21 protein-coding genes are annotated in these 23,650 nt (G+C 63.7%); 2 read left to right on the forward strand and 19 right to left on the reverse strand.

Going from position 1 to position 23,650, the window contains the following annotated elements; all coding sequences use genetic code 11:
* The first annotated feature begins 75 nt into the window (after window positions 1–75).
* Window positions 76–315 (forward strand): DUF680 domain-containing protein, encoded by a 240-nt coding sequence (locus EJ073_RS18060; protein WP_126056947.1) that lies wholly within the window; start codon window positions 76–78, stop codon window positions 313–315.
* Window positions 316–410: 95 nt separating this feature from the next.
* Here EJ073_RS18060 and ugpC read toward each other — a convergent pair whose 3' ends face one another.
* The 5 genes from ugpC to EJ073_RS18085 form a co-directional block, all read right to left on the reverse strand.
* Window positions 411–1,523 carry a sn-glycerol-3-phosphate ABC transporter ATP-binding protein UgpC gene (gene ugpC, locus EJ073_RS18065; RefSeq protein WP_126056948.1) on the reverse strand — a complete coding sequence of 371 codons (1,113 nt, stop codon included), beginning with the start codon at window positions 1,521–1,523 and terminating at the stop codon, window positions 411–413.
* 32 nt (window positions 1,524–1,555) lie between these two features.
* Window positions 1,556–3,220, reverse strand: a complete 1,665-nt coding sequence (locus EJ073_RS18070; RefSeq protein ID WP_126056949.1) for an alpha-glucosidase — start codon at window positions 3,218–3,220, stop codon at window positions 1,556–1,558.
* A 4-nt stretch (window positions 3,221–3,224) separates the two neighbouring features.
* Window positions 3,225–4,379 (reverse strand): carbohydrate ABC transporter permease, encoded by a 1,155-nt coding sequence (locus EJ073_RS18075; RefSeq protein ID WP_126056950.1) that lies wholly within the window; start codon window positions 4,377–4,379, stop codon window positions 3,225–3,227.
* A 1-nt stretch (window position 4,380) separates the two neighbouring features.
* On the reverse strand, window positions 4,381–5,394 hold the full coding sequence (locus EJ073_RS18080; protein WP_126056951.1) for a sugar ABC transporter permease: 1,014 nt from the start codon (window positions 5,392–5,394) through the stop codon (window positions 4,381–4,383).
* Window positions 5,395–5,685: 291 nt separating this feature from the next.
* Window positions 5,686–7,041, reverse strand: a complete 1,356-nt coding sequence (locus EJ073_RS18085) for an ABC transporter substrate-binding protein (RefSeq protein WP_126056952.1) — start codon at window positions 7,039–7,041, stop codon at window positions 5,686–5,688.
* 388 nt (window positions 7,042–7,429) lie between these two features.
* Here EJ073_RS18085 and EJ073_RS18090 point away from each other — a divergent pair, with 388 nt between their 5' ends.
* Window positions 7,430–8,452 carry a substrate-binding domain-containing protein gene (locus tag EJ073_RS18090; RefSeq protein WP_126056953.1) on the forward strand — a complete coding sequence of 341 codons (1,023 nt, stop codon included), beginning with the start codon at window positions 7,430–7,432 and terminating at the stop codon, window positions 8,450–8,452.
* Between the two features lie 213 nt (window positions 8,453–8,665).
* Here the strand turns inward: EJ073_RS18090 and EJ073_RS18095 are convergent, their stop codons facing one another.
* From EJ073_RS18095 to EJ073_RS18160, 14 genes are all read right to left on the reverse strand, one after another.
* Complete coding sequence (locus EJ073_RS18095; protein WP_126056954.1) at window positions 8,666–8,854, reverse strand: hypothetical protein; 189 nt, start codon at window positions 8,852–8,854, stop codon at window positions 8,666–8,668.
* The gene (locus EJ073_RS31870; RefSeq protein WP_126056955.1) at window positions 8,851–9,078 is read right to left on the reverse strand and encodes a hypothetical protein; all 228 of its coding nucleotides are present in this window, start codon (window positions 9,076–9,078) and stop codon (window positions 8,851–8,853) included. The genes EJ073_RS18095 and EJ073_RS31870 overlap by 4 nt, the downstream gene beginning before the upstream one ends.
* 222 nt (window positions 9,079–9,300) lie before the next feature.
* Window positions 9,301–10,359: an aminopeptidase gene (locus EJ073_RS18105; protein WP_126056956.1), complete on the reverse strand. Its 1,059-nt coding sequence runs from the start codon at window positions 10,357–10,359 to the stop codon at window positions 9,301–9,303.
* Window positions 10,360–10,704: 345 nt separating this feature from the next.
* Window positions 10,705–12,159, reverse strand: a complete 1,455-nt coding sequence (locus tag EJ073_RS18110) for a S8 family serine peptidase (protein WP_126056957.1) — start codon at window positions 12,157–12,159, stop codon at window positions 10,705–10,707.
* Window positions 12,149–12,817: an anti-sigma factor gene (locus tag EJ073_RS18115; RefSeq protein WP_126056958.1), complete on the reverse strand. Its 669-nt coding sequence runs from the start codon at window positions 12,815–12,817 to the stop codon at window positions 12,149–12,151. Before EJ073_RS18115 ends, EJ073_RS18110 begins: the two co-directional genes overlap by 11 nt.
* Window positions 12,814–13,380 carry a sigma-70 family RNA polymerase sigma factor gene (locus tag EJ073_RS18120; RefSeq protein WP_126056959.1) on the reverse strand — a complete coding sequence of 189 codons (567 nt, stop codon included), beginning with the start codon at window positions 13,378–13,380 and terminating at the stop codon, window positions 12,814–12,816. Before EJ073_RS18120 ends, EJ073_RS18115 begins: the two co-directional genes overlap by 4 nt.
* Before the next feature lie 177 nt (window positions 13,381–13,557).
* Complete coding sequence (locus tag EJ073_RS18125; RefSeq protein WP_126056960.1) at window positions 13,558–14,748, reverse strand: integrase core domain-containing protein; 1,191 nt, start codon at window positions 14,746–14,748, stop codon at window positions 13,558–13,560.
* Between the two features lie 132 nt (window positions 14,749–14,880).
* Complete coding sequence (locus tag EJ073_RS18130; RefSeq protein WP_126056961.1) at window positions 14,881–15,720, reverse strand: alkaline phosphatase family protein; 840 nt, start codon at window positions 15,718–15,720, stop codon at window positions 14,881–14,883.
* A 64-nt stretch (window positions 15,721–15,784) separates the two neighbouring features.
* Entirely contained in the window at window positions 15,785–17,440 is a 1,656-nt protein-coding gene (locus EJ073_RS18135; protein WP_126056962.1) for an ABC transporter ATP-binding protein, read from the reverse strand.
* Window positions 17,440–18,264, reverse strand: coding sequence for an ABC transporter permease (locus EJ073_RS18140; RefSeq protein WP_126056963.1), 825 nt, complete (start codon window positions 18,262–18,264; stop codon window positions 17,440–17,442). The genes EJ073_RS18135 and EJ073_RS18140 overlap by 1 nt, the downstream gene beginning before the upstream one ends.
* A 10-nt stretch (window positions 18,265–18,274) precedes the next feature.
* Window positions 18,275–19,234, reverse strand: coding sequence for an ABC transporter permease (locus EJ073_RS18145; RefSeq protein ID WP_126056964.1), 960 nt, complete (start codon window positions 19,232–19,234; stop codon window positions 18,275–18,277).
* Between the two features lie 16 nt (window positions 19,235–19,250).
* Window positions 19,251–20,837 (reverse strand): ABC transporter substrate-binding protein, encoded by a 1,587-nt coding sequence (locus tag EJ073_RS18150; protein ID WP_126056965.1) that lies wholly within the window; start codon window positions 20,835–20,837, stop codon window positions 19,251–19,253.
* Between the two features lie 153 nt (window positions 20,838–20,990).
* Window positions 20,991–22,976, reverse strand: a complete 1,986-nt coding sequence (locus EJ073_RS18155; protein ID WP_126056966.1) for a CocE/NonD family hydrolase — start codon at window positions 22,974–22,976, stop codon at window positions 20,991–20,993.
* Between the two features lie 71 nt (window positions 22,977–23,047).
* A complete protein-coding gene (locus EJ073_RS18160; RefSeq protein WP_126056967.1) occupies window positions 23,048–23,641 on the reverse strand; it encodes a nucleoside deaminase in 594 nt (197 codons plus the stop codon).
* Window positions 23,642–23,650: the final 9 nt, after the last annotated feature.

Consider the following 23,650-nt stretch of genomic DNA (forward strand, 5'->3'; position numbering starts at 1 on the left):
CCGGACCACGCTCCAACGGAAGATGGACGCGGCGGACAGTCTCGCCGCTCCGATGCAGATTCAGGAGTACCAGAAATGAAGAAGATTGCTCTTACCGCCGCCGCTCTTTTGATCGCCGCCGGCAGCGCCTATGCCCGCAATGACAATGTTGGCGGGACTGACATTAATCAGCGGCCGGCCGCCGCCGGCGTCGACACCACCCAGACGTCTTCGACGCGCGACACCAGCTCGCCGGTCTACAAGCTGCTAAACTCGTCGGGCGACGTTGAGAAGTCCGCCCCTCAGGGCAGCGATCGCAACCTGTTCGGCCGCTAACAGCCGGACAGAGCCGCCCATTCCGGTTCTACCGGCTGGCTGAGTACCAGAGCGGCGGGCAGTGCCCGCCGCTCTTGTTTTGTCCAACGTGAAGTTCAGGCCGCCTTCGCTGCCGCCATGTGCAGCGTGAAGGAGTGGCCGTCCGCATCGAAGATGTGCAGATCGCCGGCATCGGCGTTGAGCCGCAGCACAGCACCTCGCTTGACCTCGACATTGCCCGGCAGTTTCGTCACCAGCGGCAGGTCGGCGCGGCCGATGTCGACATAGACGAGCTGGACCTCGCCAAGCTGCTCGACATAGTCCACCGTTCCCTCGAACAGATACTCCGTGCCGGTAGCGATCGCCAGGTCTTCCGGCCGCACGCCGAAACTTACCGCCGCGCCATTCGCCGAGGCAGGGGTCGCGATCGGAACCGTCGCCTTGCGGCCGCCGACATGGCTGATGATGCTCGGATCGCCGGCCTTTTCGATCTTCGCCGGCAGAATGTTCATGGCCGGCGAGCCGATGAATTGGGCGACGAACAGATTGCCGGGCCGCTTATAGAGCTCCATCGGCGTGCCGACCTGCTCGATGCGGCCTTCCTTCAGCACCACGATCCGATCGGCCAGCGTCATCGCCTCGACCTGATCGTGGGTAACGTAGATCATCGTGGTGTTCGGCATTGATTCCTTCAGCTTGGCGATCTCGATGCGGGTGGCGACGCGAAGTGCCGCGTCGAGATTGGACAGCGGCTCGTCGAACAGGAACACTTTCGGATTGCGCACGATGGCGCGGCCAATGGCAACGCGCTGGCGCTGGCCACCCGACATCGCCTTGGGCAGCCGGTCGAGATATTTGGTCAACTGCAGGATCTCGGCCGCCTGCCGCACCCGCTTGTCGATCTCGGCCTTGCTTTCCTTGCCGATCTTCATCGAGAAGGCCATGTTGTCGTAGACGGTCATGTGCGGATAGAGCGCGTAGGACTGGAACACCATGGCGATGCCGCGTTTCGACGGCGGCACGTCGTTGACGACCTCGCCAGCGATCTTGAGCTCGCCCGAGGTGATCTCCTCCAGCCCGGCGATGGACCTCAGCAAGGTCGACTTGCCGCAACCGGACGGGCCGACGAAGACGATGAACTCGCCCGACTTAATGTCGAGGTCGATGCCATGCAGGATGTTGAGATTGCCGTATGATTTCTTCACTTGCCTCAGCGTGACATCGGCCATGATTTCCTCCCAATGACGTCCGTTTCAAAAACTCAGTCGATGCGGCCGAACCAGGCGCCGTAGCCGCCAAGGCGGATGGAGCCGGCGCCAGCTTGGCTCGAAAAACCGTGCCCCGGCAAGGGCTGAAGCGAGCCGCCGCCGAGATCGACCTCGGCCGGCTTGCTGCCCAGGTTGAAGACGCAGACGACGCGCTCATTGCCCTCGCGGCGGGTGAAGGCGACGGTGTCGCCCGCGCTTTCGATGAAGTCGATATCGCCCTTGGCCAGCGCCGGATGCTGGCGGCGGAAGGCGAGGAAGCGCCGGTAGTGCTCGAGCAGCGAGCTTGGGTCGCCCTGCTGCACGCTCACAGCCTGCGAAAGATGCTTGCCGGGCACCGGCAGCCAGGGCTTGGCCGCCGAGAAGCCGCCATTCTTGGCGGCGGCATCCCACACCATCGGCGTGCGGCAGCCATCGCGGCCCTTGAATTCGGGCCAGAAGCGGATGCCGTAGGGATCCTGCAGGTCCTCGAACATGAGTTCCGCCTCGCCGAGGCCGAGTTCCTCGCCCTGATAGAGGCAGACCGAGCCGCGCAGCGACATCAGCAGCGCCGAGATAACCTTGAGATAGGCGGTCGGATCGGCCTCGCTGGCGGCCCAGCGCGAGGCCGGCCGCATCACGTCGTGATTTGAGAAAGCCCAGCACGACCAGCCGTCGCTGGCGACCTTGCCGAAGGCCTCCAGCACCGCGCGCACCTTGGCGGCGCTGATCTTCTCGGGTGCGAGGAAGTCGAAGGAATAGCACATGTGGACGCGCTTGCCGCCGGCGGTGTAGGCGGCCACCACTTCCAGGCCGCGCTGCGAATCGCCGACTTCGCCGACCGCTGCCTGCGCCGGATATTCGTCGAGCAGGGCGCGGAAGCGTTCGAGGAAGCCGAGGTTCTCCGGCCGGCTCTTGTCGTAGATATGGTCCTGGTAGTTGTAGGGGTTGACGGCCGGAGCCGTCTGGTCGTTGCGCTCCTCGGGCGGCAGCGGCGGATTGTTCTCCAGCCCCTGGCTGTGGAAATAGAAATTGATGGTGTCGAGGCGGAAGCCGTCGACACCGCGCTCCAGCCAGAAACGGGTGACGTCGAGCAGCGCGTCCTGGACCTCCGCGTTGTGGAAGTTGAGGTCGGGCTGCTCGGCGAGGAAATTGTGCAGGTAGTATTGCTGGCGGCTGGTGTCCCATTGCCAGGCCGAGCCGCCGAAGATCGACAGCCAGTTATTGGGCGGCGTGCCGTCCGGCCTGGCGTCGGCCCACACATACCAGTCGGCCTTCGGATTGCTGCGGCTCGAACGGCTTTCCTTGAACCAGGGATGGATGTCGGCGGTATGTGACAGCACCTCGTCGATCATCACCTTGAGGCCAAGCCGATGCGCCTCCGCCACCAGCGTATCGAAATCGGCGAGCGTGCCGAACATCGGGTCGACGTCGCAATAGTCCGATACGTCGTAACCGAAGTCCTTCATCGGCGACTTGAAGAAGGGCGATATCCAGATGGCATCGACGCCGAGCGAGGCGATGTAGGGCAAGCGCCGGACAATGCCCTTCAGGTCACCGATGCCGTCGCCATTTGAGTCCTGGTAGCTGCGCGGATAGATCTGGTAGATCACCGCGCCCCGCCACCAGTCGCGATCGACGGCGGGGTCGGGCCTCGACGTCGCCTTCAAAGCCGATTGCATTGTCTCAACCTCCTTTCACCGAGCCGGCAAGCAGCCCGCGTACGAAATAGCGCTGCAGCGAGAAGAACACGATCAGCGGCACGATGATGGTCACGAATGCCGATGTCGTGAGGATCTCCCAGTCACCGCCGCGCGAGCCGAGCAGCGCGTTCAGCTTGGCGGTCAGCACGATCTGGTCGGCCTCTGTACCGAGGAAAACCATCGCCACCAAGAGATCGTTCCACACCCACAGGAACTGGAAGATGGCGAAGGAGGCGAGCACGGGGAACGACAGCGGCAGCACGATCTTGACGAAGATCTCGAAATCGCTGGCGCCGTCGATGCGCGCCGATTCCATGATCTCGCGCGGCAGCCCGGCAATGTAGCTCCTGAGCAGATAGATGGCGAAGGGCAGGCCGAAGCCGGTATGCGCCAGCCAGATGCCAAGATAGGTCTTGGACGGCACGCCGAAGAACGAGCCGACGCCGTTGTAGAGCTTGAGCAGCGGTATCAACGACATCTGCAGCGGCACGACGAGCAGGCCGATGATGACCGCGATCAAAAGCGCTCGGCCGGGAAAGCGCATCCAGGCCAGCGCGTAGGCCGCGAAGGCCGCGATCAGGATCGGGATGACGGTGGCCGGAATGGTCACCGTCAGCGAGTTCATGAAGGAGCGGCCGATGCCTTCCGAGAACAGCACCGTCTTGTAGTTGTCCGTGGTGAACTTCGGCGGCGCCGACGACGCGAAATAGACGCGCTGGCCGCGGTCGCCCTCGAAGGCCTTGGGCGAGGCAAGCACGAAGCTGCCGTCGGCATTGACCTGCAGGGTCACGCCGTCGCCGAGATCGGCGGTCGAGCCGGCCGGATATTGCGTCGGCGCGGCCGACTTGACGCCGAAGGCGCTGATATCGCGCTTGGCGCCGTCGCCGAAGATGTTGCCCTCGATGACGAACTTGCCGTCCTTCTCGACCTGCGCCGAGGCGGCGGGCAGCCGCCCGGCTTCGGTCTGGCTGGAGCTGGCGAACGAGTTCCACCAGCCGGAAGCGATGATCTGGTCCTTGTCGCGCAGCGAGGAGACGAGGATGCCTAGCGTCGGCACGGTCCAGATGGCGACGAAGATCAGCACCGCGATGTGGACGCCGAAACGGCTGGCAAAGGACTTTCCGGTCGATGCGGCCATTTCAGTGTCCTCCCGTCTCTTTGTTGGCCTGGCGGATGTTCCAGACCATGATCGGGATGACCGCGATCATGATTATGATGGCTATCGTTGCGCCGCGGCCGAAATCGCCGCCACCGCGGAACATCCAGTCGAACATCAGATTGGCCAGCACCTGGCTGTTCCATTGACCGTTGGTCATGGTCAGCACGATGTCGAAGACCTTCAGCACCAGGATGGTGATAGTGGTCCAGACCACGGCGATGGTGCCCCATATCTGCGGCACCATGATCTTCCAGAAGATCTGGAACGGGTTGGCGCCGTCGATCACCGCGGCCTCGATCGTCTCCTCGGGAATGCCGCGCAGCGCCGACGACAGGATCACCATGGCAAAGCCGGTCTGGATCCAGATCAGGATGACCATCAGGAAGAAATTGTTCCAGAACGGCAGCGATATCCAGACCTGCGGCTGCCCGCCGAAAAACTGGATGATGGCGTTGAGCAGGCCGATCTGGACCTGGCCTTCGCCGCGATACTCATAAATGAATTTCCAGATCACGCTGGCGCCGACGAAGGAAATCGCCAGCGGCAGGAAGATCAGGCTCTTGGCGATGGTGCCCCACCAGATTTTGTCGGTCAGCACGGCGATGATCAGACCGAGGAAAGTGCAGGCCGCCGGCACTACGGCCAGCCAGACGATGTTGTTGAGGATCGAGTTGCGGAACTCGCGGTCGCCGAACGCCCATTCGTAGTTGGCGAGGCCGACGAAGCTCGCGCCGCCGCGATCGAGGAACGACAGTCTGAGCGTCTCGACGACGGGGTAGATCAGATAGATGGTCAGGATGATCATCGCTGGACCGACGAACAGCCAGGGACGGATCAACCCCTGCCGGCGCAGGTTGTCGACGGCGGCAGTGCCGCTGACGCCGCGCGAGGGAAAGATGGTGTCGAGCGCCTTGTTGGCGCCCCAGAAATAGGCGACGCAGCCGCCGACTCCGACGATGATGACGAATATGGCCGAGAAAATCTGAGCCGCCATGGGTCCCTCTCCCCTGCGCAAGATCCGCCAGGACTGAAATGATCGTGGCGATCGTGCGCTGTTCTCGTTGTTGGGGCGCGAACGGGACATGAAAGCGGAATATCCGCCCTCCCCGGCGCGCCGCATGCCGGAATGTCTACGCTTTCACGACAGGGCTTTCACGACTGGTACCTGGTTCACCCCGATCCGACCGGGATGAGATACTGTGATGGGCCAGCTGGATCCGGGCGCGAAAGGCCCGGATCCGCTTGGGAGGAGGAAGCAAGAGCTTCCGGCTAGGCGAACGACCGGCTACTTGATCGCGTCCCAGCTCTTCTGGATGTCGGTGGCGACATCCTGGGCGGACTTGCCGCCGACGAGGTCGATCATGCCGGTCCAGAAGGAGCCGGCGCCGATCTTGCCCGGCATCAGATCGGAACCGTCGAAGCGGAAGGTCGAGGCGTTGGCGAGGATCTCGCCCTGCTTCTTCAGCGCGTCGCTGGCATAGGCGTCCTTGTTGACCCCCTTGAACGGCGTCACGAAACCGCCCTGGGCCATCCAGATCTCGTGCGCCAGCGGCATCTTCAGGAATTCGATGAAGGCGCGAGCCGCCTTCGAATCCTTGGTGATCATGGCCAGCGTGCCGGCGCCGAGCACCGGGGTGCCGAGCTCGGGCTTCGAGGCATAGGGCGGGAAGTAGAAGAAGTCGGCATCCTGGCCGAGCTTCGTGCCCTCGGGGAAGAAGGTCGGGATGAACGAGGCCTGATGGTGCAGGTAGCACTTCGGCGGCACCGCGAAGAGGCCCTTCGGGCTGTCGCGGAAGTCGGTCGCCGCTACCGCCTTGGCGCCGCCGTCGACCATCTTGTCGTCGGTCGCGATCTTGCCGAAGATGTCAATGGCGTTGACCACCGCCGGATCGTTGAACGGGATCTCGTTCTTTACCCACTTGTCGTAGACATCGGGGGTCTGCGTGCGCAGCATGATGTCCTCGACCCAGTCGGTCGCCGGCCAGCCGGTGGCGCCGCCGGAGCCGAGACCGATGCACCACGGCTTGCCGCCGTCGGCGATGATCTTCTTCTCAAGCTCGGCGAGTTCTTCCTGCGTCTTCGGGACCTTGTAGCCGGCTTCCTCGAAATTGTCCGGCGAATACCAGACCAGCGACTTCACATCGGCCTTGTAGGGGAAGGCGAAGAAGCCCGGCTTGCCGTCCTTGTCCTTGAAGGTGCCGAGATCGACCCAGGACTGGCCGGCGCCGTAATTGTCCTTGACCCATTTGGCGGTGTCGTCGCCAAGCGGCGTCAAAAGGCCCTTGGAAGCCAGGTCCTGGATCAGGCCCGGCTGCGGCAGCACGGCGATGTTGGGCGGGCTGCCGGCCTGGGTGTCGATGACGATCTGCTGTTCGTAATTCTCCGACGAGGAGTACTTGATCTCGACGCCGGTGGCTTCCTGGAAATATTCGAGAACGGTGCGCACAAGGCCTTCGTCCTCGCCGCGCCATGGCCCGAAGATGGTCAGCGTCTCGCCCTTGAGGTCGACCTTCTTGAGGTCCTCGTAGTTCTGCCAGTTGAAGCGCGGGTCCTCGCCCGGCTTGAACTTCAGTTCGGCTTGCGCCGGCAGGCTCAAGGCCAGCGTCGCGAACGCGGCGCCCAGCAGAAGCATTTTCTTCATCGATATTCCTCCCAGTGGTCACAAACAATCGGACGGAATTTCCATTCCGCCAATCGAACGGAACCTCCATTCCGTCCGCCGACGCCGCAGGACTGTGACTCAGTCAGAAAGGAACCGCAACCTTTCGAAGAGTCTTCCAAAGCGCTTTGGTCGTTTTGATCTCGCCATTGAATCAACCGGAAGTCAAGAGGGGGCAGAAAGCTAATCGATTTAATTTCTGCAAATAGGTGCGCAGAAAGTGCACTGCAGCACGTTTTTTTGGCGCTGCAGCAGTAAATTTTGCTTCAAACCCATCTGAACGATGCTTATGGTCGGCGCGTTCGACGTCACCAGCGTTGGTTGTCGTTTTGACTCAAATTTAAAGCGCTTTGAGGCTTGGAGGCCTCCGGTGAATCTTAAACAGCTCGCTCACATGCTGGCGCTGTCGCAGACCACGGTGAGCCGGGCACTGAACGGCTATCCCGAGGTCAACGAGGAAACGCGGCGGCGGGTGATGGACGCGGCCAAGCGACATGGCTACCGCCCCAATCCGAGCGCGCGCCGACTGGCGACCGGCAAGACCGGGATGATCGGCTATGTGCTGCCGACCGGCGCCGCCGTCGACATCGATCCGCACTTCGTCGAGTTCCTGTCCGGCCTCGGCGACTATGCCCGCTCGCACGAGCTCGACCTGGTGCTGTCGCCGGCGGACGCCGACGACCAGGAGACCACCTACCGGCGCATCGTCGCCAACCGGCAGGTCGACGCGGTCTACATCTCCTCGCCGCGGCCGGCCGATCGGCGGGTGGCGCTGCTCAACACGCTCGGCATCCCCTTCATCGTCCATGGCCGCAGCGAGGGCTTCGACTTCGACTATGCCTTCCTCGACATCGACAACGAGGGCGCCTTCCACGAGGCGGCGCGGCTGCTGGTCCAGCTCGGCCACAGGCGGCTGGCGCTGATCAACGGCGACGACCGTGAGACCTTCGCCATCCATCGCGAGCGCGGCATGCGCCGGGCACTCACCACGACTGGCCTCGTGCTTGGCGAGCGCCATATCTGTTCGCTCACCATGACCGAGGAGAACGGCTACCGCGCCGCCAGGCGCCTGCTCGAACAGAGCGAGCCGCCGACGGCGATCGCCTGCTCCAGCCTGATCATGTCGCTCGGCGTGGTGCGCGCGGTGCGCGATCTCGGCCTGACCATTCCGGGCGACCTGTCCTTGATCGCGCATGACGATGTCTTTCCGTGGCTGAAGCCGGAGAATTTCCCCGTGCCGCTGTCGACGACGCGCTCGTCGATCCGGCTCGCCGGCGCCCGCGTCGCAGAGCGCCTGGCGGCGCGCATATCAGGACTCGAGGAGGGCGCCCGCGGCGAGGTCTGGCCGGTCGATCTGGTGGTGCGGGGGTCGGTGGCGGGCGCGCCGGGTTAGGATCAAAACTCAATCGCTCGCAGCGACGGAGTCCGAACTGCCGCTATGCGCCTGATATCGGTCAACGAGCCGAACTTCGTTGGGGCGCAGCAGCGGGCATGACCGGCGCCAACCACCTCGGCCACAATCATATTGATATCAAACGGCAAGAACCGAAACAGCGGCCGCAACTCGCCGCATCGCTGCGCGAACTTCCAGCCGGATGATGTCGCCTTACGGCTGCGCGCGCCCGTCCGCGCGAGCGTTCGCCTCAGCAAGCCTCGCCAGCGCCTGCTCGACCTTCTCTCCCGCGGCGTCCGTCAGTTCGATATGATGCACGACCTGATGCGTCAGCAGCGCGAGCCTAGCAGCACGATATGTGGCGCTATGCTTGGCAGTCTCGATGTCAAAGGTCGCTATCATCGGGCTGCCGCCCTCAGTGGGTGGTTGGTCCGATCGATCTTCATCAGGCGCGCTCTTGCATCAAGGACACGCCGTCGCGCCGACGTGATCCGGCAGCAAAGCGCCAAGTTGATACCGACGCCGCACTCTTCGTTGAGCATCTCCTCAGCACGCTCAAGGGCGAGTTCCGCCCGGTTCACGCGTTGCCTCGCGATTGCAAGTTCCAAGTTCTGAAAGTCAAACATTCCACATCCTTGGTTGCGGTCCCTTCGATGGCTAAACAGCCGCTGATCGCATTCGTTCCGACGATGCGACAATAGGGCCGGCGCTCCTGCGCCGAAGGCATTTGGCGAAAGAAGGCCTGGACTGGTCGGTCGGGTCAAACTCCTGAGGGGCGCCGACAAGCTTCGCCACGTGCCGCTCGAGGAACTTCGTAAGGAGACGCTTCGGCCTTTACATTGACGGGCTCAATAGCAGCTATCTGCCGCCGCAAGTGTTTCGGCGCGATGAGGTTCGTCCAGTACGCCAATCCGTCGAACCGACGCATAGAACCGTGCATAGTTGCCCGAACACAAGTCGAACAGGCGGAGAAATGCGGTCACCCGATCACTGTAAACGGAAGTCGCGGCGAGCTTTGCGTTGTTGATTGGGGAGGCGAACCAGGCATCGTATCCCCGGTATCGACCCCAGCGCCTGTCGCGCATGTGTCGGTAGCGCGTCCGCAGCCGTTCAATCGCGGCCATCTTTGCGGCCCGCTTCTGCTCCGAGGTGCCGGAGTTGCCATAGATTTGTCCTAGCTCGTCCCGGGTTTGGGAGACAAGCGTAAGAAATTCAGCTTTGCGCCTCTCAGCGGCTTCGTAACGGCGCAATTGCGCAGTAGCGCCAGCGGCGCGCAGCCATTTTTTTACCCCGGTTGTTTCGACGGCGACAGCGAACGCCTCGTTGAATGCGGAATCGCCGTGCACGTAGACGCGCTGGTGGGCCAGTTCATGGAAAACCAGCGCAGCAAGATATGTCTCATCCTGGCTGAGCATCGTGCTTAACAGCGGGTCACTTGACCAGCCAAGCGTGGAATAGGCAGTGATGCCGGTCACAAAGACGTCCATGCCCTGTCCTTGAAGTTCGACGGCGGTTTCAGTCGCAGACTTCTTGGAGAAATATCCTCGATAGGGGACGCAGCCGAAAACGGGAAAACACCATGTTCGTGGCGTCAGCGAGAATTCCGGCGCGGCAAAGACGGCATAGGTCACCGAGTCCCGACCGATGTCGACATAGCTGCGGTAGCTGCTGTTATCGGGCAGCGCCAGTTCATCAGTTGCAAACTGTCGTATGGCGCTCGCCGATACCATTCGGGCGCGCAATGCCTTCGGCGTCGAAGGGTCCTCGATCAGTTTTCCGACATCCCTGCGCGCCGTCATGATCTGCAGATGACCCTGCACGGATTGCGCGTAGTAGGAAACACTGATGCAACCGGTCAAGCCGGACACCACGATCATAACGGCAACCAATCGATAGAATGTGCGCATCACGATTTGCCCATTCCGATAGGGCAATTGTCGCGATTGGCCCGTGGTGGCCGAAGCTGAAGCATCGTGGGACTCTCACAATACGACCCCGCAGTGCAGCGGCGCGAGGGAACTGAAATCTGATCATAGTGCCCTCTCGGGCCCGCCGAGACTGTCATGGACGGAGGCCAGCCATTCGCGGCTATCGAGCTATCGCGGACCCCAGAAACGGTCAGTTTGCTTCCAGTCCCATCTCGGTCATTCTGTAACTGCTGTCGAATGACCGTTAATGACTTCCACTGCCACCAATCCAGGCCATTGGCGACAAGTTTGTTGATTGGGCACCCGATCCATCTCGACTGAAGCTCATTCCTTCTTCACAGCTTCCGCCGCCTTGGTGTCCAGCAGGCCGTAGCCGAAGTCATTGTCCCTGCCCTTCGGGCCGAGATCCCTTGCGGTATCGGCCAGCGCCTTCTCGATTTCGTCGGCCGAACGGTCGGGCGCGACATGGATCAGGTTGGCGATGGCCCCGCTGACGATCGCGGCGGCAAAGGACGTGCCGGTGACGACGTCGGAGCCGGCGCCGCTCGGCGCCACCATCTCGACGCCGGGGGCCGAGATGAAGACATAGGCGCCGCGATTGGCCTGCGGCATCAACCCGTCCTTGGCATCGGTGGCGGTCACGGCGATGACACCGACAAAGGCCGCCGGGTAACCATAGGGAGCTTTCGGCCCGTTGTTGCCGGCGGCGGCGACCAGCACGATGCCCAGCGAGCGAGCGTTGCGGCAAGCAATGCCGAGCAGGTCATTCTTCGGGCCGACGAAGCTCATGTTGATGATGCGCACGTCCTGCTCCGCCGCCCAGTCGAGCGCCGAAAGGATGACGTCCATGGTCGACTTGCCACCCTCGAAGGCACGGGCATGGTAGATCTTTGCCCCCGGCGCCATGCCTTTGAGCGCGCCGACGCCGGCGATCAGGCCATCGATCGAGGTGCCATGGTCGCGCTTTTCGACCGGCACGTTGGGCATGGCGTCGAACTGGTCGGCGATGACGCCCGACAGCGCCGGGTTGGTGTCGTCGATTCCGGTGTCGATGACGGCGACGCGCACATTCTCGCCGCTCGCCGCCTTGGCGTCGAGCGCGATGCGATCGAAGGCATAGTTGACGATACCGGCCGCCTGCTGCAGCGAATAGACATGGTTGGGCTCACGCCGTCTTGTGCGGCCGTCGGCGGCAAGCTGCGCCAGCACGACGCCGACCGGACGGCCGTCGGGAATGCCGAAGCGCGCCAGCGTGGTGCCGAGCAGGCGCGACTGGCGCTCGGAGCGCACTTCGAGGCCGAAGGAAGCAGCGATCTGCTGTACGGTAGCGGCATCGCCGTCGACCGTCACCAGCACCTCGTCGGGCACGAAATCACCGACGATGGCGCGCTGCGGCTCGGTGGCGATGAGGTCGGTCGGCGAAATGATCGGGCCGCCAAGTGCCGGCGCCTGCACGGGCGGCGCGGGCGGAGCCGGCGGCGGCAGAGTACTGGCCGGATCGCGGCGCGGGTCGGGCGTCGGCAGCGGCGCCGCACCGCCGGGAGGATTGGGAAACAGGTCGACGATCAGCGCCGGCAGAAAGACGGCGGCGCCGCCGACAGACCCGGTGCCGGACGTCCCGCCATCCTTGGCGCAGTCGGCGCCGGCGGCGTTTGTCCGGTCGGCACAATCGGTTTGCGCCGGCGGCTGGTCCTTGCCCTGCGCAAAAACGGGCGCGGCGGCGATTGTCGTCGCCGCCAGCAGAAATCCAGCGAATGCGATGACTGCTCTAGCCGCCATCAACCGGTTTCCTTCCCTCAATCACAGCATCCGCGAAGGGCTGGGCGGCAATAAGGCCAAGCAGCTTGTCGTAGTCGGCGCTCGTCTTGGCCGGCAAGGCAATATGGAAGACGCCAGCGGCGGTCGGCCCGCCTGATATCTTCAGCCCATTCTGATCAAGGAAGGCGGCGATGTCGGACATCTTCGCCTCCGGCTTGAACTTGACGAGAGCGAACGGCAGCTTCGCCAGCTCGTCCCCGGTGCCGGCGACCTCGAAATCATTGCCCTTGCCACCGGGCTGCTCGAAGGATTGCACCACCACCAGCGCCAGCAACGCCGCTGCGGCCGCCCAGGCGACAGTGGCCGGCACAGCCAAGAAGCGATTGAGGGCCTGCGTGAGCCATGACGGGCTGGCCGGCGCACGCGCCGGACCGGCCTCGGCGTCGAGCGTCCGGGCAAATCGGCTCAGCGCGTCGGCCGGCGGGCGGATCGCCTCGTTGGCGGCAGCGGTGCCGGAGAATTCGGCCTCGGCCTCGCCGAGCGCGGCAAGCGCCGCCGGGTCGCTCGCAAGCCATTCCTCGACGGCTTCGAGCTCGGCGCCTTCCAGCGAGCCGTTCAGGTAGAACGGCAGCAGCGTTTCCATCTCGTCGCGGCGCGACATCTTTTCAGCGGCGCTCATGGCCACCCCCTGTCGTAACCGGCGGCCTTGAGGGCCTCACCGAGTTTCTTGCGGGCGTAGAACATTCTGGTCTTGACCGTGGCGACGGGAATGCCGAGCACCTCGCCAATCTCGGTCACCGACTGTCCGTGATAATAGGCAAGGTCGATCACCGTGCGATGTTCTTCCGGCAAGGCGTCGATGAAGCGCCGCAGGGCGGCGCCCTTGTCTTCCTTCATGGTGACGACTTCCGGCGTGTCGGCGCTGTCGGGGACCTGGGCCGCGTCATCGTCGTCGATCCAGTCCTCCTTCTTCTTGCGCAGCGAGGACAGCGCCTTGAAGCGGGCGATGCCGAGCAGCCATGTCGAGACTTCCGAGCGTCCTTCGAAGCTGGGCGCCTGGCGCCACAGCTCGAGGAACACCTCGTTCGCGATATCGTCGGCCATCATTTCCGATCCCGTCTGGCGCACCACGAAACGGTAGACCCGCGCGTGGTGACGCATGAACAGGAGCCGCACGGCAGCCCGGTCGCCCTTCGCGACCCGGTCGACAAGCGCCCGATCGGTCTCCATCGCCGCTGTCATGGCCGGTCGAGCCGCCTGGCTCCTCGTAGCTCTGTCGCCGATCGGTCCAAAAAGGTTCATCCTTCCGCCAAGGAATTTTCGGGAGGCTAACCGAAGAGCGCGAGCGTTGCCAGAGTATCTGTCCAGCCGATAGATGGGTAACAGTTTGAACCGGATACATAGGTAACAGTTCTCCCCCTATTTGTCCGCTGCAGCGCCAAGCGGATTGGTTAGCGCGGCGCTGCAGCGGACAAGCGTCATACGCCTTGTGTCGATGATGCCGAGCTGGTGTGCATGGAAGGAAAGAGCCCATTGACCATCCTCGGTTTGGGCGGCCGCGACAGCTTCACCAACCAGTGCCTGCGAGACATAGACGAAGCCGCCGTTCCACCTGATCTCGCCATTGTGGCGTACATGACGGACCGCGGCCTCGGCCGGATAATCAGGCTCGGGCGGCATCGTCGGCATGGCGCGCCGGGAGGATCTGTAATGCTGGGCTGGAGTGTCCATGCCTAGCGCCTCATGGGGACGTTCTTCATTGTAGCTGCGCCGGAAGGCCTCGAAGGCGTGGCCCTGGGCCGCCCTGTCGGCCTCCGGTGCCTCGGCCAGCGGCAACAGGGTCAGATGAAAGCGCTCGTGGCGCCCGTTCTGCTGGGGTTTGCCGGGCGCGATCCGCTCCAGGGCGATGCCGAGTTTGATGAAGCGCACCGCAAGCGGTGTCAGCCCGGTGACACCGGCCGACGCGAAGGGCGGGCCATTGTCGCTTCGGAACCGGTCCGGCAGGCCATGCTCCTCAAACAGCCGCTCGAATACCGGCCAGGCCTCGGCATCCGCCGTCGAGCCGGTCGCTTCGAGCGCCAGCAAGTAGCGGCTCGACGCATCCATCACCGTCAACGGTTCGCAACGCCACCCGTCACGGGTCCGGAACCAGCCCTTGTGATCGCCGGTCCACACCGCGTTCGGCCCTTGCGGCTCCGGCCAAGGTCCATTGCCGCAGGCCCGCAGCCGGGTCCGCTTGCGGGCGCTGACAAGCCCATGCCGTGCAAGGATAGCGCCTGCCGTCGAGGCCGACGGCCAGATCAAGTCGGGAGCCGCGCGCTTGAGCCGCGCCACGATCTTCTTGGGCCCCCACAGCGGATGCGTCTCCTTCGCCGCCACGATCCGCTCGACAAGATCAAGGGCTGTCGCACGGCCATGATTGAGCGGCGCTCGCGGCCGATCGTGCAAACCTTCCGGGCCAAACTCCCGGTAGCGACCCAGCCATTTATAGCCGATCTTGCGCGAAATTCCGTAGGCCGCACAAAGCTCGCTCATCGTCTCTTCGCCAGAAAGGCAATCCACTACAAAACGAAGCCGCTCGTCCATGATGCCAGTCTCTCGCCAAACCATCGCCGGGTCCTCCGGCGAGGGAGAAAACTGTCACCTATGCAATCGGTCCATTCTGTTACCTATCTATCGGGTTCGGACACCCTTACCCTCTCCCCGTATAGTGACGGGGAGAGGAGGCGCCAACGCCGCGTTTCACTCCAAAAACGCCTTCGCCCTCATCGTCGCCGGAACTGGCACGCCGAGGCGCTTCAGCACCGTCGGCGCCAGCTGCAACTGGTCCAGCAGCGTGTCTGGCTCGGGACCCTTGCCCGGACCGAAATAGTACAGGGCGAAATCCTGCATCTCGTCGTCGTGGCCGCCATGATGGCCGCGGTCGGTCTGGCCATGGTCGGCGGTGACGATCACTTCGTAGCCGGCTTGCCGCCAGACCGGCAGGAAGGCGGCGAGCATCGCGTCCATCGCATAGACGGCATGGTCCATCTCGTGGCAGTCATGGCCGAAGCGATGGCCCATCGAATCCAGCGTGCAGGTGTGCAAGATGCCGTAATCGATGCCGTGGCGCCTGGTCAGCATGGTCAGCGTCGCGAACAGGTCGACATCGCTCGGCGTCATCTGGTTCCTGGCGTTGTAGCCGGTCATGGTGTGGAAGCGGCCATGCGTGATCGACCCGCCCGGCTCGTCGAATTCCATGTCCTCGATGAGGTCGAACGGACAGGAGCGGAAGAATTCCGACCAATAGGAATGGGTGACGGCACCCGTCTTGCCGCTGGCCTTGCTGACCTCGGAGAAGATGTCCGGCTGCTGGACCCTGAACCGGTTCTCGTTGGAGAGGATGCCATGCACCTGCGGCGCAACCCCGGTGTGGATCGAGGCATAGCAGCAGGCCGAGGTCGACGGCAGCACCGAGCGCATCTTCCAGACCCGCGCCTCGCCCGACTGAACCCAGCCCTCGAGATTGCCCATCAGCCGGCGCCAGTTCCGGTAGGGCACGCCGTCAAGGATGATGAGCAGAAGCTTCGTCGCGAGCGCCACGGGTGGCTCCATGCGGTCTTGCGGGAGACGGCGTCTGGGGCGTCCCAGACGCGCGAGGAGCGTCCTAGTTGCCCGCGCTCGCCATGCGCCGGCCCTTGATCGCCTTCTCCAGCCAGCCGATCTCCATTTCGGGGACGGAGGATAGCAAAAGATCGGTGTAGGCGTCGAAGGGCGGCGACAGCACCTTGCTTTTGGCGCCGTAGCGCACCACCTCGCCGCGATACATCACCGCGATCGAATCGGCGATCGACTTCACCGTGGCGAGGTCGTGGGTGATGAACAGATAGGCGACGCCCTCTTCCTTCTGCAGTCCGAGCAGAAGCTCGAGGATACCATGGGCCACCAGCGGGTCGAGCGCCGACGTCACCTCGTCGCAGATGATCAGCTTCGGCTTGGCGGCGAGCGAGCGGGCGATGCAGACGCGCTGCTTCTGGCCGCCGGAGAGCTCCGCCGGGTAGCGGTCGACGAAGCCCTTGCCCATCTCGATCTTGTCGAGCAGCTCGGCGACGCGCCGGTCGCGCTCGCTGCCGCGTATGCCGAAATAGAATTCGAGCGGCCGGCCGATGATGGTGCCGACGGTCTGGCGCGGATTCATCGCCACGTCGGCCATCTGATAGATCATCTGCAGCTGGCGCAGGTCCTCTTTCGGCCGATCGGCGAGCTTGTTGCCGAGCGTGCGGCCATCGAAGACGACGCCGCCCTGCTCGGGCGGCAACAGACCGGTGATGGCGCGCGCCAGCGTCGACTTGCCCGAGCCGGATTCGCCGACGACGGCCAGCGTCTGGCCGGGAAAAATGTCGACCGAAACGTTCTTCAACACCTTGATATGGCTGCGGCCATAGGCGGCGGTCACGTTCTTCACCGACAGCACCGGCGTCGTGCCGGGCTGTTGCTCCTGGTGCGCGATCTCGTGCACCGACACCAGCGCGTTGGTGTATTCCTGGCGCGGTTCCTTGATGATCTGGCGGGTGCCGCCCCATTCGACCAGCCGGCCGTGGCGCAACACCATGATCTCGTCCGACACCTGGGCGACGACGGCAAGGTCGTGGGTGATGTAGAGTGCCGCGACATGCGTGTCGCGGATGGCGTCCTTGATCGCCGCCAGCACGTCGATCTGCGTCGTCACGTCGAGCGCGGTGGTCGGCTCGTCGAAGACGATCAGGTCCGGCTCGGAGCACAGCGCCATCGCCGTCATGACGCGCTGCAGCTGGCCACCGGAGACCTGGTGGGGAAAGCGTTCGCCAATGGTTTCCGGGTTGGGCAGGCTGAGCTTCTTGAACAGCGCGACGGCGCGCTTCTCTGCCTCGGCCCGCGTTGCCGTGCCGTGCAGAAGGGCGGCTTCGACTACCTGGTCCATCAGCCGGTGCGCCGGATTGAAGGCGGCGGCAGCCGACTGCGCGACGTAGCAGACCTCGCGGCCGCGCAACCTGCGGAAGCCTTCCTTGCCGCCCTTCAGGATATCACGACCGTTGAGGATGACCTCGCCGCCGGTGATGCGCACGCCGCCGCGGCCATAGCCCATCGACGACAGGCCGATGGTCGACTTGCCGGCGCCGGACTCGCCGATCAGGCCGAGCACCTTGCCTTTCTCCAGCGTCAGCGATACGTCGTGCACCAGGGTAATGGTCTTAGGCTGCTCGCCGGGCGGATAGACGGTCGCTTCGATGCGCAGGTTGCGGATGTCGAGCAGCAGGCCAGACTTTGCTTTGGTGTCAGCCATCAGCCGCGCCCTCCCTTCAGGCTTGCCGTGCGGTTGAGCACCCAGTCGGCGACAAGGTTGACCGAGATGGCAAGCGCCGCGATCGCCGCTGCCGGGATCAGCGCCGCCGCGATGCCGAAGACGATGCCGTCCTTGTTTTCCTTCACCATGCCGCCCCAGTCGGCATCCGGCGGCTGGACGCCGAGACCGAGGAAGGAGAGCGTCGACAGGAACAGCACCGCATAGATGAAACGCAGGCCGAGTTCCGAGACCAGCGGCGACAGCGCATTGGGCAGGATCTCGCGAAAGATGATCCAGCCGCTGCCTTCGCCGCGTAATTTGGCGGCCTCGACATAGTCCATGACGTTGATGTCGACGGCGACGGCGCGCGACAGGCGATAGACGCGGGTGGAGTCGAGAACCCCCATCACCAGGATCAGCGTCACCAGGTTGGTGGGCAGCACCGAAAGCACGACAAGGCCCATGATCAGCGTCGGGATCGACATCAGCAGGTCGACGAGGCGCGACAGCAGCGTGTCGTACCAGCCGCCGAACACCGCCGCCGAGAAGCCAAGTATGGCGCCGAGCGAGAAGGACAGCGCTGTCGCCAGCACGGCTATGAAGAGGGTGATGCGGGCGCCGTAGATCATGCGCGAGAGAAGATCGCGGCCGAGATTGTCGGTGCCCAGCCAATGCGCCGACGACATCGGTTCCCAGACGTCGCCGACGATCTCGGCATTGCCATGCGGCGCGATCCAGGGCGCGAGGATCGCCGCCAGCACGAACAACGCCGTCAGCACCAGGCCGATCAGCGAGGGGATGGGAATGCGTCTCAGGGTCTGCATGCCCGCCCCCTCACTTCGGATGTCTGAGCCGCGGATTGGCGACAATCGCCGCAATGTCCGCGATAATGTTGAGGCTGATGTAGACGGCGGCGAAGATGAGGCCGACCGCCTGTACGACAGGCACGTCGCGCTTGGTGACATGGTCGACCAGGTACTGACCCATGCCGGGATAGACGAAGATCACCTCGACCACCACGACGCCGACAACTAGGTAGGCGAGGTTAAGCATGACGACGTTGATGATCGGCGCGATGGCGTTCGGGAAGGCATGCTTGCGGATGACGGCGAAAGCCGACAGACCCTTCAGCTCGGCCGTCTCGACATAGGCCGACTGCATGACGTTGAGGATCGCCGCACGCGTCATGCGCATCATGTGGGCCAGCACCACCAGCGTCAGCGCCGCGGCCGGCAACGCAATCGCCTGCATGCGCTCGCCGAAGGACATGCCCTCATAGACGGTGGAAATGGCCGGGAACCATTGGTGCTGCACGGCGAAGTAAAAGACGAGCAGATAGCCGATGAAGAACTCCGGGAACGAGGTCGAGGCGAGCGCCACGCCGGAGATCAGCTTGTCGACCCAACCATTGCGATAGCGCACCGCGATCAGGCCGAGGATGATCGCCAGCGGCACGGCGACGATCGCCGCCCAGAAGGCAAGGAACAGCGTGTTCCACAGCCGGTCCTTGATCGACGTCGCGATGTCCTGCCCGCTCGACATGGCGGTGCCGAGATCGCCGGTGAGCACGCCGCCCAGCCAGTGGAAGTAGCGGAGATAGGCAGGCTGGTTCAGCCCGAGCTGCTCGCGCAGATTGGCGAGCGACTCCGGCGTCGCCGATTGTCCGAGAATGGCTTGCGCGACGTCGCCGGGCAGGATCTGGGTGCCGGCGAAGATCAGGACCGAAACGGCCAACAAAAGGAGGATGCCCAGCGCAACGCGCTGGGCCACCAGTTTCACGATGGGTGAGGACATCTCCGCAAGGCCAGGCTCAAGCTTCGAGCCAGCATTTCGCCAAAGCGTAACCGTTCATCAGTTCCTGATGCGGATCGTCGACCCAGCCGCCGACCTTAGCACCCGTGGCGTCGATGAACTGATTGAACATCGGCAGGATCAGGCCGCCTTCGTCGCGCACCATGACGGCCATGTCATGGTACATCGCCTTGCGCTTGGCTTCGTCGAGCTCGGCGCGCGCGGCCAGCACCATCTTGTCGAAGTCCGGACGCTTGAAGCGCGTGTCGTTCCAGTCGGCCGTCGACAGATAGGCGGTCGAGTACATCTGGTCCTGGGTCGAGCGTCCGCCCCAGTAGGAGGCGCAGAAGGGCTGCTTGTTCCAGACCTCGTTCCAGTAGCCGTCGCCCGGCTCGCGCTTGATCTCGAGCTTGATGCCGGCCTTGGCCGCGCTCTGCTGGTAGAGCTGCGCTGCATCGACGGCGCCGGGGAAAGCCACATCGGAGGTCCTGAGCAGGACCGAACCATCGTGGCCGGACTTCTTGTAGTGGAACTTGGCCTTGTCCGGATCGTACTTGCGCTGCTCGATCTCGGTGAACAGCGGGTAGGACGCGTTGATCGGGAAGTCGTTGCCGAGCGAGCCGTAGCCGCGCAGCACCTTGTTCAGCATCTCCTCGCGGTCGATCGCCAGCTTCAGCGCCATCCTGAGGTCGTTGTTGTCGAACGGCGCCGTGTTGCAATGCATGATGAACACGTAGTGGCCGGGGCCCGCATGGTTGCGGATGGTGACGCCGGGCACGCGCTTGATCAGGTCGACGATCTTCGGCTCGACGCGGTTGATCATGTTGACCTGGCCACCCTGCAGGGCCGCGGTGCGCGCCGTCGCGTCGTTGATGACGACCACTTCGATCTGGTCGGCATGACCCATCTTGTCGCCCTGCCAGTAATTGGCGAAGCGCTCGCCGACATGGCGCACGCCGGGCTCGTTGGTCACGATCTTGTACGGGCCGGCGCCGATGCCGGCATCGGGCTTGTCCTTGCCGCCGTTCGGCTGGACGATGAGGTGATAGTCGCTGAGCAGGTAGGGAAGGTCGGCATTGGCCTCCTTCAGCGTCAGCACCACTTCCTTGCCGCTGGCCTTGATGCTCTCAATGCCCTTCATGTAGCCGAGCGCGCCGGACTTCGACTTCTCGTCCGAATGGCGCTCGAGCGTGGCGGCGACGTCCTCGGCGGTCACGGTCTTGCCGTTGTGGAATTCGACGCCGTCGCGGATCTTCAGCGTCCAGACCTTGGCATCGTCGGACGAGCCGATCTCCTCGGCGATGCGGTTCTCGAGCTTGCCCTCGGGCGACAGCTCGACGATCATTTCGCCCCAGCACTTGCCGAAGGCGAACGGCACCTGCGTCATCATCAGCGCCGGATCGAGGCTGTTGGTGGATTCACCGCCGACGAGGCCGGCCTTCAGCGTGCCACCTTTGACCGGGCCGGCAGCGCGCGCGGCGCTCGACAGCAGCGAGTTGGCGAAGGGCGCGGTGATGCCGAGCGCGGCGGCGCGGCCGAGAAAGTCGCGACGGCTGAGCTTGCCGGCGGCGACACGACGGCTGAGGTAGTCCAGTTCGTTAGACATGATTTAGTTCCTCACTCTGTGGTTCGACCTGATGGTCGTTTTCTTGTTTCTTGTGAGGGGAATAATGACCGCAACGGAAAGCTGTAAGCAAGACCGAATGCGACATGCCGTGGCGTAAATGGCGCGTCGCAATTGGATCAATCCTGCCAGCCCTCAGACGAGAGCGCGCGGAACGTTCTGTTCGAAGTCGCGTTCGAAGACGAGGTTTTCGCCCTCATAGGCCTCGATTCTGGCGCTGAGCACGAAGTTTTGGGCGTCAGAGCGCATCTCGGTGAAGGTTTCGGTGCGAACCGACCATCCATTTCGCGACAAGGTCTGCGTCCAATGGGTTTTTCCCGAGGCTGACGACGGATCGTCGGGATGGATCGCCCATGTCTCGCGAGCGATGCTGCCATGGGCCAGGTCGTGCTCGAGATCGCGCACCGCGCCGAAATCATCGACGATGGAAAGCGTGACGACCCCGGTCTTCTCGTCGCGGTCGACATGACGCTCGGAATTGGCGGCACGGATCATTTTAGTCGCCCAGGGTGAGGCTGCCTCCGGAGAAGGGAAGCTTACCTCGTCGCCTATTGCCACCGGGCGTCTCGGCAGCTTCAGCGTCGCCTTCGAAAGGTCGAGCCGGACCGGCTCCGGCGACGGCCAGATCATCGGCCAGTAGGCGTTCGAAACGGCAACCCGCAACCGGTGTCCCGCCGGCACCCGGTAGGCGCACTGGTCGAGCACGACACGGGCCGAGACACTCTCGCCCGGCACAATCGCCTCAGGGAATTCATGCGACTTGCGGTGCGTCAGGTTGAGCACGCCGTAGGAGATCAGTTCCGAGGCGCCATCGGGATGGACGTCACAGAGCCTGACAGCGATGTTGGCCTGGGGCCGGTCCGAGGCGACCCTGACCAGGAGCTCCGGCGCGCCGACAATGTCGATCGCCCGATCAAGCACCGGCCGGTCGAAACACACCGACAGCGCATCGTCGGGGCGCTGGTCGCCCGGCAGTTCCGGCCCGAAGGTGAAGGGGAAATATTCGCCGCCGGCAAGGCCGCAGCTTTGCGGCGTGGCGACGATGGCAGGCTTGGCGCCTTCCGCAATCAGTTCGATCGCTTCTACCTTGACGTTGGACGACGGCCATTCCTGCTCCGCCACCCAGCGGCCTGGCCGCTCAGGGTGCCAGCGCGACGGGCGCACGCTGTCCATCACATAGGCGCGATAGGCTGGGTCGGTGTCGACGCCGGTCTCGGCGCCCTTCAGCCAGCGGTCCCACCAGCGCAGTGCCTCCTGCAGGAAACCGATGGCTGGGTTGGGCGCGGCGTAATGCGGGTATTTGTGGATCCAGGGGCCGACGATACCCTTGACCGGCGCCCTTATGTTAGCGACGAGGTGCGAGATGGTGTTGCGGTAGCCGTCATGCCAGCCGCCGATCGACAGCACGGCAGCTTTGACTGCGGAAAAATCCTCGCAGATAGAGCCGCGCTTCCAGTAGGCGTCGCGGTGCTGGTGGCTGAGCCACAGCGGCGCCAGAAACGGTTGGTTCTCCAATCGGGTCTGCCAAAGGGCACGCCACCGGTTGTTGCCGACGAAATGCGGGTCCGGCGGCCGCGACGAATAGGACAGCATCGTCGAGGCCCAGCCGAAATTTTCGATCAGCAGGCAGCCGCCCTTGTAATGGATGTCGTCGGCATAGCGGTCGACGGTCGAGCAAAGGCTGATCACCGCCTTCAGCGCCGGCGGCTGCTTGGCCGCCACCTGCAGGCAGTTGAAGCCGCCCCAGGAAATGCCCATCATGCCGACATTGCCGTTGCACCACGGCTGCGACGCGGCCCAGGCAATGACGTCGCAAGCGTCCTGCAATTCCTGCTCGGAATATTCGTCGTCCATCAGCCCTTCGGAATCGCCGTTGCCGCGCATGTCGACACGGATCGAGGCATAGCCGTGGCCGGCGAAATAAGGATGCGTCAGTTGATCGCGAAAGATCGTGCCGTCGCGCTTGCGGTAGGGCAGGTGCTCGAGAATGGCCGGCACTGGATCGTTGCCCGCATCCTCAGGCATCCATATCCGCGCCGACAGCCGGCAGCCGTCCGGCATGACGATGCCCATTACCGGAAATTCGACGACTTTGCGGGGGAACTCGGTGACGATTTTCATGGGCGAGCACATGATGGAGCCGGCGCCGCCGCGTCATGGGCCAGCCGGCGAAATCGGCTGGTCAATCCGCGTCAGTTCAACGGAATGTCGTTGTCTGCCTTGCTTTCCTGATAGGCGCCGGACAGCTCGTCGTAGCGTGCGGAAATCTTGCCGATGCGCGCTTCCAGCCGCTGGCGCTCGGCCTCCGGCAGCGCCCGCGCCAGCCGGCGGATGGAAAAGCTCTTCCAATAGGCGTTCTCGGCATTGTAGCCGCCGGGATCGAGGGTGAAGACCTCCTTCAGTATCTTGAGGTCGTGCGGAATGGCGAAGCTGTCGCGCGAATCTTCGTGGCTGAAGAGGTAGTAGAAATTGTCGAAGCCGGTCCAGGTGATGGCCGACAGGCAGAGCGAGCAGGGTTCGTGCGTGGCGAGAAAGATCGCGTCGCTGGTGTCGACGCGCTCGGCCTTCGGCATTTCGTAAAACCGCTTCAGGCAATGCACTTCGCCGTGCCAAAGCGGGTTTTCGATCTCGTTGTTGGTCTCGGCCAGCACCAGCGAGCGGTCATCCTTCCTCAGGATCGCGGCGCCGAACAGCTTGTTGCCATGCGCAACGCCCTCGGCCGTCTTCGGCACGATGTCGTGCTCGATGACGTCAAGCAGGCGGTCGATCAGTGAAATGTCGGTCATGACGGGTAA

This window comes from Mesorhizobium sp. M4B.F.Ca.ET.058.02.1.1 (assembly GCF_003952505.1).
In the GTDB taxonomy this organism is placed as follows: Bacteria; Pseudomonadota; Alphaproteobacteria; order Rhizobiales; family Rhizobiaceae; genus Mesorhizobium.

Coding starts and splice junctions, on each gene's coding strand:
- ugpC (WP_126056948.1), bottom strand. CDS start 1,523: ATGGCCGATGTCACGCTGAGGCAAGTGAAGAAATCATACGGCAATCTC.
- EJ073_RS18075 (WP_126056950.1), bottom strand. CDS start 4,379: ATGGCCGCATCGACCGGAAAGTCCTTTGCCAGCCGTTTCGGCGTCCAC.
- EJ073_RS18105 (WP_126056956.1), bottom strand. CDS start 10,359: ATGCGCACATTCTATCGATTGGTTGCCGTTATGATCGTGGTGTCCGGC.
- EJ073_RS18150 (WP_126056965.1), bottom strand. CDS start 20,837: ATGTCTAACGAACTGGACTACCTCAGCCGTCGTGTCGCCGCCGGCAAG.
- EJ073_RS18070 (WP_126056949.1), bottom strand. CDS start 3,220: ATGCAATCGGCTTTGAAGGCGACGTCGAGGCCCGACCCCGCCGTCGAT.
- EJ073_RS31870 (WP_126056955.1), bottom strand. CDS start 9,078: ATGTTTGACTTTCAGAACTTGGAACTTGCAATCGCGAGGCAACGCGTG.
- EJ073_RS18110 (WP_126056957.1), bottom strand. CDS start 12,159: ATGGCGGCTAGAGCAGTCATCGCATTCGCTGGATTTCTGCTGGCGGCG.
- EJ073_RS18155 (WP_126056966.1), bottom strand. CDS start 22,976: ATGAAAATCGTCACCGAGTTCCCCCGCAAAGTCGTCGAATTTCCGGTA.
- EJ073_RS18060 (WP_126056947.1), top strand. CDS start 76: ATGAAGAAGATTGCTCTTACCGCCGCCGCTCTTTTGATCGCCGCCGGC.
- EJ073_RS18115 (WP_126056958.1), bottom strand. CDS start 12,817: ATGAGCGCCGCTGAAAAGATGTCGCGCCGCGACGAGATGGAAACGCTG.
- EJ073_RS18120 (WP_126056959.1), bottom strand. CDS start 13,380: ATGACAGCGGCGATGGAGACCGATCGGGCGCTTGTCGACCGGGTCGCG.
- EJ073_RS18160 (WP_126056967.1), bottom strand. CDS start 23,641: ATGACCGACATTTCACTGATCGACCGCCTGCTTGACGTCATCGAGCAC.
- EJ073_RS18125 (WP_126056960.1), bottom strand. CDS start 14,748: ATGGTTTGGCGAGAGACTGGCATCATGGACGAGCGGCTTCGTTTTGTA.
- EJ073_RS18085 (WP_126056952.1), bottom strand. CDS start 7,041: ATGAAGAAAATGCTTCTGCTGGGCGCCGCGTTCGCGACGCTGGCCTTG.
- EJ073_RS18135 (WP_126056962.1), bottom strand. CDS start 17,440: ATGGCTGACACCAAAGCAAAGTCTGGCCTGCTGCTCGACATCCGCAAC.
- EJ073_RS18095 (WP_126056954.1), bottom strand. CDS start 8,854: ATGATAGCGACCTTTGACATCGAGACTGCCAAGCATAGCGCCACATAT.
- EJ073_RS18080 (WP_126056951.1), bottom strand. CDS start 5,394: ATGGCGGCTCAGATTTTCTCGGCCATATTCGTCATCATCGTCGGAGTC.
- EJ073_RS18145 (WP_126056964.1), bottom strand. CDS start 19,234: ATGTCCTCACCCATCGTGAAACTGGTGGCCCAGCGCGTTGCGCTGGGC.
- EJ073_RS18140 (WP_126056963.1), bottom strand. CDS start 18,264: ATGCAGACCCTGAGACGCATTCCCATCCCCTCGCTGATCGGCCTGGTG.